The sequence below is a fragment of the Arthrobacter sp. H5 genome (assembly GCF_000520595.1).
In the GTDB taxonomy this organism is placed as follows: Bacteria; Actinomycetota; Actinomycetes; order Actinomycetales; family Micrococcaceae; genus Arthrobacter_D.
In genome coordinates, this window is record NZ_KI915012.1 from 1 (window position 1) to 13,918 (window position 13,918).

Genomic DNA, 13,918 nt, shown 5'->3' on the forward strand with positions numbered 1-13,918 from the left:
CTCCTCGGACACGTCAACGCCACCGACGCAGGCCCCGGAGTCTTCGCGGATCTGCGCAAACTCAAGCCCGGTGACACCATCGACGTGCTCCGCGAAGATGGCACCACAGCAACCTTCGTTGTCGACCGCGGTGAGCAATACGCCAAGGACGCGTTCCCCACCCAGACGGTATACGGCAACACCGAAGGATCCGAACTACGCCTGATCACCTGCGACGGATACGACCCGGACACCGGCGAATTCGACGACAACTACGTCGTCTACGCAACACTGGTCACCTAAAATTATGAATCCGATAGTCCCTGCTGCTGCCGCGGTCACGGATTGGCTTATGGGACAGGGAGCACGAAAGATGGGCGGGCTACGGCTGCCAGAGCTCAAGCTCCCTCCAACGCTCAGGCACCCCTATTGATCGAGCGGTGAGGTGAGTGGTGCAAGGGAATGATTCAACAAGCTCCACAATTCTTTCGGGCCAGTCGCTGTCAGGTTCAATCGACCGAAGCAGGTAAGCCATTACCGCTAGAGCGTTGTACAGCCCGAAGACCTCTTTGGGCGACGCTTCGTTTTTCAGGTGATCGAGGACGGGTACTTGCCCCAGACTGGGCCGACGGGGCGCCGTCACTAGCTTCCGATTGAAGAGCCGCGCGTGATGAGCAGATACGTTCCTCACGTAATTCAGACAGGCGATCCAGCTCGCCATCACCTTCTTCGTTGGCGCCCCATACGCGGCGGCAATCTCCGTGCCGAGCGATCTACTCAGGCCGGTGTACAGGCGACCGAGATGCCCCATCTCCATAATCTCTGTGAGCGCCCATATAGGCATTTGACCGTTGTACTTCTCGCGGAAGTGACTTACGAAAGCTTCATCGGAACTGTCTTGTCGCTCGCGTATCCGCTCAATCCACTCTTCGTGCTTACTCGGCGCAGGGTCACCTGTCTCAGCATCGACTTGAGGCTCGATGAAGGCGGCGACGAATGTCTGGGGGTCGAGATGAGCGAACGCCGATTGCCTCCCCAGTACGTATCCGATCTGCATACGGAGAGAGACTTCGATTCTCTCGATTCCGTCGAGGACCAGCATGCGCAGCTGGCGATCGAAATCGATGAGAGCGGCGGCGTCGGGGATGGAAGTGTCGGCGCGATAATGGCTGAGGATCCGCATCCTCGACCGGCCTTCGTCGTCCACGAAGTTCTCTGTTTCACGAAACGGATAGAGATAGCCAGTGAGCCGATAATACCCGACCGCTCGAAGGAGCTGCGCGCAATGGGTGTGATCTGGGACCTCCACGCCGCGAGTCGCAAGCTTTTCGACCTGTTCCTCGATCGAGAGCCACTTCTTCGTGTACTCAGTCATGAGTCTCCCTGCAAAAGAAAATCAGCCCGAGCCGTGAGGCGAGCGGGCTGATCATGATGTGTTTAATTTACCACGGCTCACTGCCCTTGTCGTGTCCGTGTTGCGGTAGAACGATCCTCGTCTTTAAGGGTCGTTCTTGAGGTGGGACGTCTGGACCTGCCTCGCTCATGTCATGTTGGCGACTGTAGTGTCTGTCAGTGCGATGTGGCGTAGTTCCGGCGACCAGAGGTCTTGGTTGGCTTTATGGCATGCTTCAAGCTATGGACGAGCCGGATCAGTCACTCCACGTGGTTGGGTCCCCGTTAGCAGTCCAGCTGCTCCGGGTAGAGGGCGTCCCTCGGTCTTCTTGATGGCTCAGGACCGGGGCGTCTGCCGCCCCGGTCCTGAGTCTGGACATTCTTCAGCCGACTTTGTCCATGGTGTGTCCGCAACAGCAGGTCGGATTACGGTCCCCGCCGTTACCAGCTGCGGCCCCCTTGGTTACCGTCACCTCACACCCGCACGCCGCATCCGGACAACGGTAAACCTCTCCCTCTTGCAGTGCCATCGCTGGTCTCCTTTCCATCCCGGACAGCTTGTCCCGTCCGACACTGACCACGTTAGAACCTTTCCCCCAAGGGAAGTCAAGGGGTCCGGCCTGCGGCACCGCCACCTAATCGAGAAGCACCAAGCTCGGAACCATGAGGCGGGTGCTCTCCGTACCGTCCAGGGCTGTGATGGCCCTTGGGCAACGCCGAAACGGAAACCATCGGCAGCGGCCCCTGAGCACGACCTCAATGGTCGCCTGAGGATACGGATAGGAGTGCTGGACCGTGGTAGCCCTGCGGCTTTGGATTGCGGGAAAGGGAATTTTGGCGGTGGTGGCGGCGGTTGAGGGTTTCGTGGGGACCGGCATTCCTGCAGTCCCCGGCCGCGCTTAACCACGTTGTTGTTGCTTTGTGAAGGGATTTTTTATGGATCTGCAAGAGCGTTCAATTCTTCTGACCGGTGCCGGTAGCGGTATCGGTGCGGCGATGGCGTTGGAGCTGGCCGCACGTGCGGCCAGGCTTACCCTGGCCGGACGCCGGCGTGAGCCTTTGGAGGAAGTCGCTGCGATGCTGCGGGAGCGGGGCGGCCAGGCGCACGTTGTGGCCTTGGACCTGACAGTGCCGGGCGCCCCGGCTGCGGCGGTCGCCGCCGCACAGGACCACTTCGGGGGCGTTGATGTCCTGATCAATAACGCCGGCAACGTCCGCGCCGGCCGGCTGGAGACCTTGGACGAGTCCGAGGTGCTGGCCCAGATCGCGTTGAATTTGACCGCGCCGATCCTTCTGACCCGGGCGGCCATCCCGGCGCTCCGCGCTTCCGGTGACGGGCTGGTCGTGAACGTGTCTTCAGGCATCGGACTGATCGGTATGCCGTTCTATTCCACCTATGCTGCGACCAAGGCCGGTATTGCGCACTTTGGGGAGGCCCTGCGCCGGGAACTCTACGGTGAGGGCGTCCACGTCCTCACCGTCTATCCCGGCGCGACCAGCACACCGATGATGGACAGCTCCCAGGCCGGGACTGAGCACGGCTTCGAATACGAGAGCCCGGAGGACGTCGCAACCGCCGTCGTGGCCGGGATGGAACAGGGGGCCCTGACTGTGGTGCGGGGAGGAGCGACCCGCAGCGCGATGATCACCTTGAACCGTGAAGACCCCGCCGCGGTGGACAGAACCCTCTTCGCGCGCAAGGCCGCCCTGGAGGAAGCCGTTGCGGAGCACTCCAGCATTTAGGCCGGCTAGACCGGCAGGCTGGGCCGAAAGACCGGGTCACGACCGAAACGCTTGCGTGAAAGGAACCTGCCGATGAGAGGGCAGTGGCGGTGGCCGGCGCTGGCGATGTTCGCCGCCGGGTACGGGGCGAACCAGTTCGTTCCCCTGCTCGCGTTCTATCGCCGCACACTCGCCCTCTCGGACGCCGAAGCGACGGCCGTGTTCGGCGTCTACGCCCTGGGTTTGATCCCGGGGCTGATCCTGGGCGGAAGAGTCAGCGACGCCAGAGGACGACGCCCGGTCGTGCTGGCGTTCACCGCGTTATCGCTGCTGGCGACCGCTGTGCTGATCACCGGCCAGTGGGGCGTGACCGGGCTGTACGCGGGCAGGCTCCTCACCGGGGTCGTCTCCGGGGCCGTGTTTACAGCCGGTACGGCCTGGGTGAAGGAGCTCTCCGGGGAAGGCACTTCAGGGACAGGTGCGCGGCGGGCCGCGCTGGCACTGACGGCAGGGTTCGGGGTCGGGCCACTCGTCGCCGGCCCGCTGGCCCAATGGGGTCCGGCGCCGCAGGTGCTGCCCTACGTAGTGCATCTGGCCCTGGCCGGTACCGCCCTGGTAATGCTCCCGCGCGCACGCGAAACACTTACCCTGGGCAGGACCGTCCACGCCCGGGCGCCGCTGTTGCCCGCATCGGTGTTCTCGCCCCGGTTCCTGCGCGTGGTCGTGCCCATGGCGCCATGGATGTTCGGCAGCGTCACCCTGGCCTTCACCACCCTCCCGGCGCATGCGACCGGCCCGACCGGTGTCCTCGGTGTGGCCTTCCCCGGTCTTCTCGCCGCCGGCACCCTCGCGGCGGGGGTGATCTCGCAGCCTTTGGGCCGGCGCCTGCACCAGGCCGGAGCATCCCGCGGCGGAACAACCGCCGCGATGACGGGCCTTGGCATTGTTGCCGCAGGCTGCGCCGCAGCTGCATACGCCACCGCCCGTCCCGGGATGGGAGCCGCCGCTGCGGCGGCCCTGCTGCTCGGTGCCGGGTATGGAATCTGTCTCATCGTGGGGTTGCGGGAGACCGAGGACATCGCCGCGGCCGGGGAACTCGGGGCTGTGATCGCCCTGTTCTACAGCCTGGCGTACTCAGGTCTGGCCGTACCGTACGTGCTGGCCCTCCTGGCCCCGCACACCGGCTACCCCGCAGCGCTGCTCTTCACCGCCGCCGCCGCCGCCTTGACGCTGGCCGCCATATTCCTGGCAGGACGGGCTGGCTACCGGGCCGGACCCGAAACGAACACTACCTGACCCGCCACACCTGACCCGCCGGTGCTGCCCCGTTCACGCTGCCGGTGCATCCTGACCGGACGGGCACGGTCACGGCTTGCGCCGCCAACACCTGTCCATAGCGGCGGTAAAAGTTGCCCGGTTTACCTGCCTGACACGGCCGGGCGCGGGTCAGGGCGGCGGCGGAGGAGATTCATCATCGTCAGGGTCGCCACCGTTTCCTGGTGCTGGTTGAGGATTTCGATGGCGGTGTGCACGAGGCCACGGTCCGGTTTGCTCCGGGAAGCCCGGGCCTGCACCACAGTGCAGCGGAGGGAGAGGACATCCCCAGGGCGGACAGGTTTAAGCCAGCGCAGTTCGTCAACTCCGGGCGATGCCAGGCTGGCCGCCTCGTTAAGGTAATACCGGACCAGGATCCGCATCATGAGAGCCATCGTGTGCCAGCCGCTGGCAATCAGGCCGTTGAACGGGCCACCGGCGGCAGCTGAGGCGTCGGTGTGAATGCCTTTGCGGGTCGAAGCGGGCCGCGAAATCCAGAATCTCCGCCTCGCTGACCGGCTCGGCACCAAACACGCCCACGAGGCCCGGCACGTAAACATCGAAGAAACGATCCGGCAGCGGAACCAGCCCCGGCGTCACCGCATCACCTGTCATGTCCTGCCCTGCCTTTCACCATGAAGACCTCCCCGCCAAACCTAATACACGCGATTCAGCGGCCCGCAGCCGCTGAAAGCAGGCTGTGGGTGTTCAGGATTCGGACGTTGCCGGCGGCACCCTCTGCCCGGCGGGCTGGCGAACCGCGCAGGATCACGCGCTCTGCAGAGCATGGAAAGGGATGCCACTGCACGGCTGGAAGAGTACAGCGAGGTGTCATGGCCATTGCTCACAACCCGAATGCGCTGCTAAACGCTGGCAATTTCTGTTGATATTCAACGAAGTCTTTTGGGCTGCGACTTGGGTTCAGTTGGACGCGCCGAGTGAGCCGGTCATGACCGGGCCTCCTCACTTGCAGCGATGGACTCGGCGATCCGCTTGATCGCGGCGAGCGTTTTCGGGATGCCGTCGAGCGCCTGCTGGGTGCGGTCGGTGATCTGAACGGACGCCCCGTCACCGTACTTCTCCTCGAACATGGCGATCCCGGCCGGCAGGAATTCCCAAGACTCGCTCAGGATCGTCCCGTCATCTGCTGGGGTCAGGGTGAAGTCCCAGCGGACCACACTGCCACCCACCACCCAAGCGAACTCGCGACCACGCTCGGCAACCACCACCTGCGACCGGGTCTCCCAAGATCGGTGCGGGAGCTCATTACGCCCGGTGAACCAGGCACCGAGCTGACCCGCGTTGACCGCATCGTCCCACCAACACGACGTACAGACAGGGCTCCACTCGCCGGTGCGGGTGATGTCGGAGACCAGGTCGTAGAGCGTCTCGGCTGATGCCTGAACCGTGACGGACTCCTGATGATGGCGGATGCTTGTCTGATTCATGGGTCCATCTTTACAGACCGGTCACTTCTTCTGCCGCCGGCTGCCGCCGTGCCAGTCCTCCTGCTGACCGACCGTATCGGCGTCGACGCCGAGGGCAGCAAGCTGTGGCTGCTCGCGCAGGCTTCGCTTGAGCTCCGCGAAACCAGGGAAGCGTGCCAGCCCGACCACATGGTCCCACAGCTCGGCGGCCGAATCTTCGTCTGGCAGCCGGCTGATCACCGGTCCGAAGAAGGCCACACCGGCGGGTGGCTCAAAGTGGATGATGGGCGTGCCCACATCCTTACCCGTCAGCGCCAGCGCCTCATCCGTCTCCTGCCGGATCTCACGGTCCCAGGACACGTCGTCGAGAGCCTCCGCCAGTGCCAGGGGCAAGCCAGCCTCGGCGAGGATCGGCTCCACGAACTCACGCGTCCCGCGCCGCTCACGCACCTCACCCTCGGTGCGCTGGTTGACCGGGTCCGGGGCAGCATCGAAGATGTGCGCCCCGAACGCCGCATACAACCCAGCCATCGACTCGCGGCCATGCTCCGCACGTGCCCGGGCCGCCACCCGCAGAAGCCGAAGCCCGGCCGTGTGTCCGGCCTCGTACTCAGGCGGAAAATGCGCGTCATAGTCAACCTCGGAGTTGATCAGACGCAAAGAAATGAACCGCCAGTCCACGGTGTAAGCGCGCTGCGCCTGCACCTGCCGCACCCACTTGCTCGTCATCCAGGCAAAAGGGCAGACCGGGTCGAAATAGAAGTTAATGTCGGCATCCATACGCCCACCTTTACACCGGTTGATAACCCACGTCTAATCGAATCCAGGCCCCAGCCCAAAACGGTGGACACTCCTATCTCCCGCCCACGGCAACGGCCATTTCACCTTTGATCAGTTCTGGGGCGGTTTGAAGATCAGGGTTGACGGCACACCGGTTGTCGACCAGGACCAAACGTCTTCTGTTCGGCTCACAAAGACATGGGCGTTAGAAGTCGGCGAGAACGAAAACCATCAGGTTTGTATTGTGAAGCGACGGAGTCTCTTTCTGGCAGCCTTTCGCCCTCAGCTCGTCGCGGTTTTCGTCGACGGCCAGCAACTCGCGCATCAGGAACGATAACGGGGCCGCTCACCGGACCGCCATTCAGGAGCTCGCGAGAGTGAACCGTCCCGGGAAATCGACCGCGAGCTGCCACGCGTCTGCCAACAAATTTCCTACGCCCTCGACTATGCCGAACACGGCGTCGTGGACCCTTTCATCCACCGTGAGTCGCGCTCCAGCGGGCGCACCGAGCTTCTCATCATCGACGAGGCCGACCGCCTCAAAACCGTCGGTCTTGAACAGGTTCGCGACTATTTCGACCGGCACAACATGGGCGTCATCCTCATCGGAATGCCCGGGATTGAGAAACGCCCGGCCCGCTACCCGCAGCTCTACAGCCGCATCGGCTTCGCCCACGAATACCGCCAGCTCACCCCGGAAGAACTCACCGCCGTCCTGACCAAACGCATCCCCGCAGATATCGATGCAGCAGACGGCGGCATCGCCCACGCAACAGCCATCGCGACCATCGTCAGGATCACCGGTGGCAACTTCCGCCTCGTCGACCGGTTGCTGACCCAAATCGAACGCGTCCAAACGATCAACGGCCTCACCGGCCTCACCGGCCTCACGCCCGAGATTGTCGACACCGCGCGGCAGGCCCTGCTCATCGGCCATTAAGCACTGTGAAAAACACGCCATTTACCGCTGCGATTCACAGCTGGACTCCGACCAACCGCAGCCGGGCCCGCCGTCACGTCCTGACAAAGGATCCTTTGATAGGACGCGAAGCTTCGTCTCCCGCGGGCTCGCTCCGATCTTCCGGACGGACATCATCCTCGTCCGCGTTGCCGCCATCATGCTTCCTAGCTTGAGCGGCGCCTTTGGCACGGCGGGAGCCAGGCGGACGACGGCGGGGGCGCAACCGTCGTCATGTCGCGTCGCCGGGAAGCGTCCAATCGAAGTCACGAGGACTGAGCTGCCGGTCGGCTGGATTGAAGTCAAAAATCCTGAAGTCTCCCGTCTCAGGATCCACTTCGCCGTCCAAGAACCGCATTCCGGACCACACGCCCATCACGCATAGTCCCGGATGCTGCCGGGCGTGATCGACCTCATTGCGCGTGACGATGACCGAATAACCTCTGCTCTGGGTGCCTTTCGCTTCAAGGTAGATCCGCTCGGTATCCCTGACCGCGACGGCGTCGTAGGGATGATTCTGCCGAGTGTCTGTGACGGTCCAGCCGCGGTCGCGGTAGTAGCGCATCAGGCGATCCTGTGCAGCATTCTCAATCGCTCTGCGGACGTCGGGGTCCATCTGCAGCCCTTGGCCCGATGCGCCGGGTGCGTCCCACGCCCCGCCAGATGGGTCGGCTTCTGCCGGGTTAGCGGTCTCAGGGTCCGGGTCATACGAAACCGGGTTCCTGCGGTATTCAACCTGTGTCCCCATCAAGGCACCGTGAATCGGATGTCCAACTGACAGAACGCGGCCAATGAGCGCCTTCTTTGGTGCCCCTGTGCGGTTATCGGCCAAGATCTCGTGATCCGGGCCGTGGAGTTCCGCGACCAGCACGATCCGGCCTTGATAGTTGAGCGCTGCCCAGCGCTCACTTGCGATGCGGCTCCCACTCAGGGCCCAGATGCCACGATTATGATTCCAAAGCTGCTCCGGTGTTGCGTCAGGGTCGTAGCCCCACCAGTCACGCGGAAGCGGATCATCGCTGTCGGCATTCCGTCGGTCGATGAGCCTGATGTTGATAACCATGAATCGAGTATCGCTGACCGATGCCAACCGCGCACGACGCTCGCCTGACCCCCCGCCGGCGTCTCGCCAGAGGATGGTTTGAGCGACGCCGACGGGTGAGACGGGAGTGCGAATCGCAGCGCTAATGTGTGAAGAGGTGGTAGCACTCTCCGGCTTGTAATTACGTATCAACGCAATTATGCTCAAACGCAAATGGATGAACTGAGTACACTCTTTCTCGCACTGGCTGATCCGACACGTCGTGCCCTGCTGGAGCAACTGAAAAGGGGTGAGGCGACGGTCACCGAGCTGGCCGTTCCGCACTCGATCAGCGTGCCTTCTGTCTCACGCCACCTGAAGGTGCTCGAACAGGCCGGGCTCATCACGAAAACCAGATCCGCGCAGTGGCGACGCTGCCGGATTCAACCCGGGCCACTGCAGCAAATCGAGGAGTGGATGCGCCCTTATCGAGATTTCCTGGGCTCACAACTGGATCGCCTCGATGCTCAACTCACCAAAGCGCCCGACCGAACTGACAACACCATTGAAACAAAGGACTAGATGATGACTGACCACCCACGGCTGGATCGAAGCTTCACCCTTACCCGAACCTTGGCGGCATCGCGGCACGCTGTGTTCACAGCATGGACTGATTCCGAGCACCTCGTTTGGTTCTACAACCCCGACATGCCCACGCCCAGCACACCCATCGAGGTGGATCTCCGAGTTGGGGGAACATGGAAACAGCAGATGGTCGTCAATGACACCCTCAGCTATCCCACCGGTGGGACCTACCTGGAGATCGTTCCCGACGAAAGACTTGTTTTTCGCTGGGGAGCAGTTGGCGGCTGGCCGGAGCTCGCTGGCGAGAACGAACTACTTGCCCCAGTTGTCACAGTGCAGCTCAACGACCTCGACTCCGGCACCCGCGCCGGAACGGAACTAGTCCTTACTGTGCAGTTCTCCGAACGTCTCGACATCAACGAGGTACAAAAACTCATCCTCGGCGGCACCCGGGACGGCTGGGGTGCCACCATCGACCGAATCATCTACAGCACCGCCGTAACCACTATGGACAACACGCCCCTCGTGGCCGAGCCGTAAAGGCTATTCAGTCGATCGACACATATTTGGTTGAACCCACATCATCAGTCACCAGGAGTGTTCACATGGCTGCACCTCTCATCTACATCAGCTTCCCCGGGACCGCGCGGGAAGCTCTGGGCTTCTACGCGGACATCTTCGGGGGCGAGCTGTCCCTGCACTCGTACGAGGACTTCGGCAGGACCGACGGCCCTCCGAACGCTGTAGCTCATGGCGTACTCGACGGTGTGGTCGCACTGGCAGGATCAGACGCACCAGCAGGAGAAAAAACAGTACGGCTCGAAGGCCTCATGCTGTCATTGCTGGGGACAGCTGAACCGGCAATCCTCCACGAGTGGTTCGACAAACTCTCAGTCGGCGGATCGGCGATCGACCCCTTAACTCCGAAGCCGTGGGGTGCCACCGATGGTCAAGTCACTGACCACCACGGCCTTCGCTGGCTCATTGGATATGAACCTGAGGCTTGAGCGACGCACATCTACTTGCCCAGCTCGCGAACGATCGCGGCCCTTGACAACGGTTGGGCGTCCAAACCCATGACGGGCACCGAAGCGGTCAACGTCTACAAGCGTGGGATCTCCCGCAGTGACGAAGTCCTCGCAAAGGTTGACCTGAATGCCCCACCACGCTGGTGGCCACCGGCGGGTGAGTTCAACGCACCAACAATGTCTGATGGGCGCGACGTCGTGTTTCGCGTGTTCGTCGAGACGTCCGTCCACGCTGGCCACCTCGGCAGGGCAGGATACTGTTAGGGCTTTCGAAGGAGGGGTACATGCGGCTGACAATTGTGGGTGGCGGAGGATTCCGAGTGCCGCTCATCTACCGCGCTCTGTCTGCGGGTGCATTCGCTGGACTGGTCGATGAGATCGCGCTGTTTGACAGCGATCCGCGCCGTGCCCACGCCATCGAACGGGTGGTGGCGGACATGCCGCTCCCGGCTGGTGCGACTCGACCGCGGGTGATTATCGAAGCCGCGCTGGACGCCGCCCTGACCCGCGCCGTCGTCGTTTTCGCTGCCATCCGCACCGGCGGTGCAGCGGGCCGCGTGCTGGACGAACGGGTTGCCATCGGGCACGGACTGCTTGGGCAGGAGACCGTCGGCGCGGGTGGCATCTCATATGCGCTGCGGACCATTCCGGACATGCTGGCGGTGGCCGATGCGATGGCCCGGATCTGCCCCGGCGCCTGGCTGATCAACTTCACCAACCCCGCCGGCATGGTGACGGAGGCGCTGCAGCCCGTGCTCGGCGAACGGGTCATTGGTATCTGCGATTCTGCGTCAGGGCTGGTGCGCCGGGCCGCGGCGGCCAGTGGCGTGCGGCTGGCCGAGGGATCGATGGTCGGCGTGGACTATGTGGGCCTGAATCACCTGGGCTGGCTCAGGCGTCTTGAGTACGACGGCGTGGATCACCTTCCAGCGCTGCTGAAAGACCCCGCGCGGTTGGCTTCATTTGAAGAGGGACGGGTTTTCGGAGCTGGGTTCCTGGCTCTGCTTGGGTCTCTGCCGAACGAATACCTCTTTTATTACTACTTCCATGCCGAGGCGCGGCGTTCGCTGTCATCCGCTGCGGAGACGCGTGGTGAGTTTCTTCGAGGGCAGCAGGAGGAATTGTATCCGGAACTGCTGTCCTCAGCCGTTCCGTTCCGGGTCTGGGAGACGGCCCGGCTCTCGAGGGAGGAGGGCTACCTTGCAGAGGCGCGTGGAACGGATGAATCTCGTGATGAGGGTGATCTTACCGGAGGGGGCTACGAGCAGATTGCGCTCATGGTCATGCGTGCGGTGTTGACCGATGTTCCCACTGAGTTGATTGTGAACGTCCGCAACAACGGCGCGATCGCACAGTTGCCGGCTGACGCCGTCGTCGAGCTCCCCGCTCGCATCAGCAGAACAGGTGCTGTGCCGCTGGCGGTAGCGCCGCCGTCGACCCATCAGCTGGGACTGATGGCGCAGATCAAAGGCGTGGAACAGGACGTTGTCCGGGCGGCCGTGCACCGGGACCGCGATTCGGCGCTCCGCGCCCTCAGCCTGCACCCTCTCATCGACTCGGCACACGTTGCCCGGCGGGTACTCACAGGCTATGAGGAGGCGTTTCCTGAACTGTGGCGGTTCTGGTGATCACCGTAGGGCACGGAATACGCATTAGCACGTTGTGGCCGACCTTGCCCATCATGATGCTTTTCAGCGCACCCCTGCCACGGCTGCCGATGACCAGAAGTTGAGCCTTCGACGCTGCAGCGATGAGCGCCGTGGCCGGCGCTTCGCGGGACTCAATCCGCTGATGCACTCGCAAATCTGGGTAGAGGCCGTCCAGTCCAGATACGGCTTCGGTCAGGATAGCGTTCCCGTCTTCCCATGCACGACTGGCAACGTCGGCTTCCGGTATGTCCCGGAGCAACCACGGACCGGGAACCTCCCCGCCATAGAAAGCGTGAAGATCCTGGCCTATCCGGTCTGCCTCGGCAGCGGCGAAAGTGACAGCTTTGAGTGACTCCGGCGACCCATCAACCCCCACCACCACTCCAGATCTGTCTTCCCTGTATTGAACGGGGATGACTGCGACCGGGCAAACGCTCATGATCGCGATCTGAAGGCTGACTGATCCTAACAATCCATCGCCGCCAGCTGAAGTTTTGTCGGTGCCAACAACCACCATGTCGGCAGTCTCTGAAAGCTTGCTAAGTATGCGGACCGGCTCGCCATAGTGCAATCGGGTCTGGACTCGGATGGAGGGAGCCATCTCACTTACTCGAGCCGCTGACTTTTCCAGGACCCCTCTGGCAGAGTCCATGACACGGGTGTAATAGGCGTACTTTTCGCTCACCCAGTAGTCATGAACTGCATGGACAAGGGTTAAGGGGCACTTCAGTTGTTCAGCCCGCTGCGAGGCCCATTCAATTGCTGCGCCACCTGGGGCGGAATCATCAACGCCGACCAGAATTTCAGTAGTCACTGGAGGGGCCGCGCCCACAAGTCGGATAACTCTTCGATTGGCATGATCTCATCTTTCCAGACTTGTGGGGATGGTTCACCGGGTATCCGTCAACAGCCCCTCCAGCATTCCAAAAGAATTAAGAGCGATTTGGGAGGGACACCCTAGCGCAACCGTAGTGCATCCCATAATGTGTGCAGCATGGCTGCTGGACCTTTCGTCGCGGGGCTAGATGGGCCCGCATCAGATGCAATGCTCAAGTTTGCCCGTTTCTTCACGAAATGGGACCAGACCGACGACGGCAGGGCGGTGTTCAGGGAGGGCGGCCGCAAGGGCGACATCTTCTACCGCGACCGATGGAGCCACGACAAGGTGGTCCGCTCCACCCATGGGGTGAACTGCACCGGCTCCTGCTCCTGGAAGGTGTACGTCAAGGACGGCATCATCACTTGGGAATCCCAACAGACGGACTACCCCTCTGTGGGGCCAGACAGCCCGGAATACGAGCCACGGGGCTGCCCGCGCGGGGCTGCGTTCTCCTGGTACACCTATTCACCCACCCGCGTCCGCTTTCCCTACGCCCGGGGCGTCCTCGTCGAGATGTACCGCGAGGCCAAGTCCCGGCTCGGCGACCCGGTGCTGGCCTTTGCCGACGTCGTGGGGGACCCTGAACGGCGCCGCCGCTACCAGCAGGCCCGCGGCAAGGGCGGACTGGTGCGGGTGTCCTGGCAGGAAGCGATCGAGATTGCCGCCGCCGCCCACGTCAACACCATCAAGGTATATGGCCCGGACCGCTGCGCCGGCTTCTCGCCGATCCCCGCGATGTCCATGGTCTCGCACGCCGCCGGAACCCGCTTCATCCAGCTGATCGGCGGGGTAATGACGTCCTTCTACGACTGGTACGCGGACCTTCCCGTGGCCAGCCCGCAGGTCTTCGGCGACCAGACCGACGTGCCGGAATCGGGCGACTGGTGGGACGCGGGCTACCTCATGATGTGGGGCTCCAACGTCCCCGTGACCCGGACCCCCGACGCGCACTGGATGGCCGAAGTGCGCTACCGCGGAACCAAGGTAGTGACGGTCAGCCCGGACTACGCGGACAACACGAAGTTCGCCGACGAATGGCTGCCTGCCCAGGCCGGCACCGACGCGGCGCTGGCCATGGCGATGGGGCACGTCATGCTCAAGGAATTCTTCGTGGACCGCGAGGTGCCGTTTTTTTCCGACTACGTCCGGCAGTACACGGACCTGCCATTCCTGGTGCGGCTGG

16 protein-coding genes are annotated in these 13,918 nt (G+C 62.9%); 10 read left to right on the top strand and 6 right to left on the bottom strand.

Features of this window, described 5'->3' with window-relative positions; translation table 11 throughout:
• On the top strand, positions 1–282 hold a 282-nt coding region (locus tag Y708_RS0116620; RefSeq protein ID WP_028280797.1), incomplete at its 5' end, for a sortase domain-containing protein.
• Between the two features lie 79 nt (positions 283–361).
• On the opposite strand, the gene Y708_RS0116625 is transcribed toward Y708_RS0116620, so the two are convergent.
• Positions 362–1,354, bottom strand: a complete 993-nt coding sequence (locus tag Y708_RS0116625) for an Abi family protein (protein WP_028280798.1) — start codon at positions 1,352–1,354, stop codon at positions 362–364.
• A 953-nt stretch (positions 1,355–2,307) separates the two neighbouring features.
• Between Y708_RS0116625 and Y708_RS0116635 the strand changes: the two genes are divergently transcribed.
• Positions 2,308–3,114 (top strand): SDR family NAD(P)-dependent oxidoreductase, encoded by an 807-nt coding sequence (locus tag Y708_RS0116635; protein WP_028280799.1) that lies wholly within the window; start codon positions 2,308–2,310, stop codon positions 3,112–3,114.
• 72 nt (positions 3,115–3,186) lie between these two features.
• On the top strand, positions 3,187–4,389 hold the full coding sequence (locus Y708_RS25830; RefSeq protein WP_051479095.1) for an MFS transporter: 1,203 nt from the start codon (positions 3,187–3,189) through the stop codon (positions 4,387–4,389).
• A gap of 122 nt (positions 4,390–4,511) precedes the next feature.
• On the opposite strand, the gene Y708_RS25835 is transcribed toward Y708_RS25830, so the two are convergent.
• The 3 genes from Y708_RS25835 to Y708_RS0116655 all read right to left on the bottom strand — a co-directional run bounded on the left by Y708_RS25835 (position 4,512) and on the right by Y708_RS0116655 (position 6,614).
• Positions 4,512–4,934, bottom strand: a complete 423-nt coding sequence (locus Y708_RS25835) for a MaoC/PaaZ C-terminal domain-containing protein (protein WP_216699819.1) — start codon at positions 4,932–4,934, stop codon at positions 4,512–4,514.
• 420 nt (positions 4,935–5,354) lie between these two features.
• Positions 5,355–5,855: an SRPBCC family protein gene (locus Y708_RS0116650; protein WP_028280800.1), complete on the bottom strand. Its 501-nt coding sequence runs from the start codon at positions 5,853–5,855 to the stop codon at positions 5,355–5,357.
• 21 nt (positions 5,856–5,876) lie between these two features.
• Positions 5,877–6,614, bottom strand: coding sequence for a mycothiol-dependent nitroreductase Rv2466c family protein (locus Y708_RS0116655; protein ID WP_028280801.1), 738 nt, complete (start codon positions 6,612–6,614; stop codon positions 5,877–5,879).
• 463 nt (positions 6,615–7,077) lie between these two features.
• On the opposite strand from Y708_RS0116655, the gene Y708_RS0116670 reads away from it, so the two are divergent.
• Positions 7,078–7,554 (top strand): AAA family ATPase, encoded by a 477-nt coding sequence (locus Y708_RS0116670; RefSeq protein ID WP_253905855.1) that lies wholly within the window; start codon positions 7,078–7,080, stop codon positions 7,552–7,554.
• 250 nt (positions 7,555–7,804) lie between these two features.
• On the opposite strand, the gene Y708_RS0116675 is transcribed toward Y708_RS0116670, so the two are convergent.
• Positions 7,805–8,635, bottom strand: coding sequence for a protein NO VEIN domain-containing protein (locus Y708_RS0116675; protein ID WP_028280803.1), 831 nt, complete (start codon positions 8,633–8,635; stop codon positions 7,805–7,807).
• A 192-nt stretch (positions 8,636–8,827) separates the two neighbouring features.
• Between Y708_RS0116675 and Y708_RS0116680 the strand changes: the two genes are divergently transcribed.
• The 5 genes from Y708_RS0116680 (at position 8,828) to Y708_RS0116700 (ending at position 11,834) form a co-directional block, all read left to right on the top strand.
• Positions 8,828–9,175, top strand: coding sequence for an ArsR/SmtB family transcription factor (locus Y708_RS0116680; RefSeq protein ID WP_028280804.1), 348 nt, complete (start codon positions 8,828–8,830; stop codon positions 9,173–9,175).
• 3 nt (positions 9,176–9,178) lie between these two features.
• Positions 9,179–9,718, top strand: a complete 540-nt coding sequence (locus Y708_RS27700; protein WP_162150492.1) for an SRPBCC family protein — start codon at positions 9,179–9,181, stop codon at positions 9,716–9,718.
• Between the two features lie 65 nt (positions 9,719–9,783).
• Positions 9,784–10,185 carry a VOC family protein gene (locus Y708_RS0116690; protein WP_028280805.1) on the top strand — a complete coding sequence of 134 codons (402 nt, stop codon included), beginning with the start codon at positions 9,784–9,786 and terminating at the stop codon, positions 10,183–10,185.
• Between the two features lie 69 nt (positions 10,186–10,254).
• Positions 10,255–10,470: a DUF664 domain-containing protein gene (locus tag Y708_RS25845; RefSeq protein WP_155853913.1), complete on the top strand. Its 216-nt coding sequence runs from the start codon at positions 10,255–10,257 to the stop codon at positions 10,468–10,470.
• 20 nt (positions 10,471–10,490) lie between these two features.
• On the top strand, positions 10,491–11,834 hold the full coding sequence (locus Y708_RS0116700) for a family 4 glycosyl hydrolase (RefSeq protein WP_028280806.1): 1,344 nt from the start codon (positions 10,491–10,493) through the stop codon (positions 11,832–11,834).
• Here Y708_RS0116700 and Y708_RS28595 read toward each other — a convergent pair.
• A complete protein-coding gene (locus Y708_RS28595; RefSeq protein ID WP_155853914.1) occupies positions 11,788–12,669 on the bottom strand; it encodes a universal stress protein in 882 nt (293 codons plus the stop codon). The two genes, Y708_RS0116700 and Y708_RS28595, sit on opposite strands and share 47 nt — an antisense overlap.
• Before the next feature lie 180 nt (positions 12,670–12,849).
• On the opposite strand from Y708_RS28595, the gene Y708_RS28600 reads away from it, so the two are divergent.
• Positions 12,850–13,918: molybdopterin-dependent oxidoreductase (locus Y708_RS28600; RefSeq protein WP_035776694.1), on the top strand; the 1,069-nt coding region annotated here is incomplete at its 3' end.

What these genes read in the sequence shown, in the direction of transcription:
- Y708_RS0116625 (WP_028280798.1), bottom strand. Translation starts at nt 1,354, where the DNA reads ATGACTGAGTACACGAAGAAGTGGCTCTCGATCGAGGAACAGGTCGAA.
- Y708_RS0116635 (WP_028280799.1), top strand. Translation starts at nt 2,308, where the DNA reads ATGGATCTGCAAGAGCGTTCAATTCTTCTGACCGGTGCCGGTAGCGGT.
- Y708_RS25830 (WP_051479095.1), top strand. Translation starts at nt 3,187, where the DNA reads ATGAGAGGGCAGTGGCGGTGGCCGGCGCTGGCGATGTTCGCCGCCGGG.
- Y708_RS0116650 (WP_028280800.1), bottom strand. Translation starts at nt 5,855, where the DNA reads ATGAATCAGACAAGCATCCGCCATCATCAGGAGTCCGTCACGGTTCAG.
- Y708_RS0116655 (WP_028280801.1), bottom strand. Translation starts at nt 6,614, where the DNA reads ATGGATGCCGACATTAACTTCTATTTCGACCCGGTCTGCCCTTTTGCC.
- Y708_RS0116675 (WP_028280803.1), bottom strand. Translation starts at nt 8,635, where the DNA reads ATGGTTATCAACATCAGGCTCATCGACCGACGGAATGCCGACAGCGAT.
- Y708_RS0116680 (WP_028280804.1), top strand. Translation starts at nt 8,828, where the DNA reads ATGGATGAACTGAGTACACTCTTTCTCGCACTGGCTGATCCGACACGT.
- Y708_RS27700 (WP_162150492.1), top strand. Translation starts at nt 9,179, where the DNA reads ATGACTGACCACCCACGGCTGGATCGAAGCTTCACCCTTACCCGAACC.
- Y708_RS0116690 (WP_028280805.1), top strand. Translation starts at nt 9,784, where the DNA reads ATGGCTGCACCTCTCATCTACATCAGCTTCCCCGGGACCGCGCGGGAA.
- Y708_RS25845 (WP_155853913.1), top strand. Translation starts at nt 10,255, where the DNA reads ATGACGGGCACCGAAGCGGTCAACGTCTACAAGCGTGGGATCTCCCGC.
- Y708_RS0116700 (WP_028280806.1), top strand. Translation starts at nt 10,491, where the DNA reads ATGCGGCTGACAATTGTGGGTGGCGGAGGATTCCGAGTGCCGCTCATC.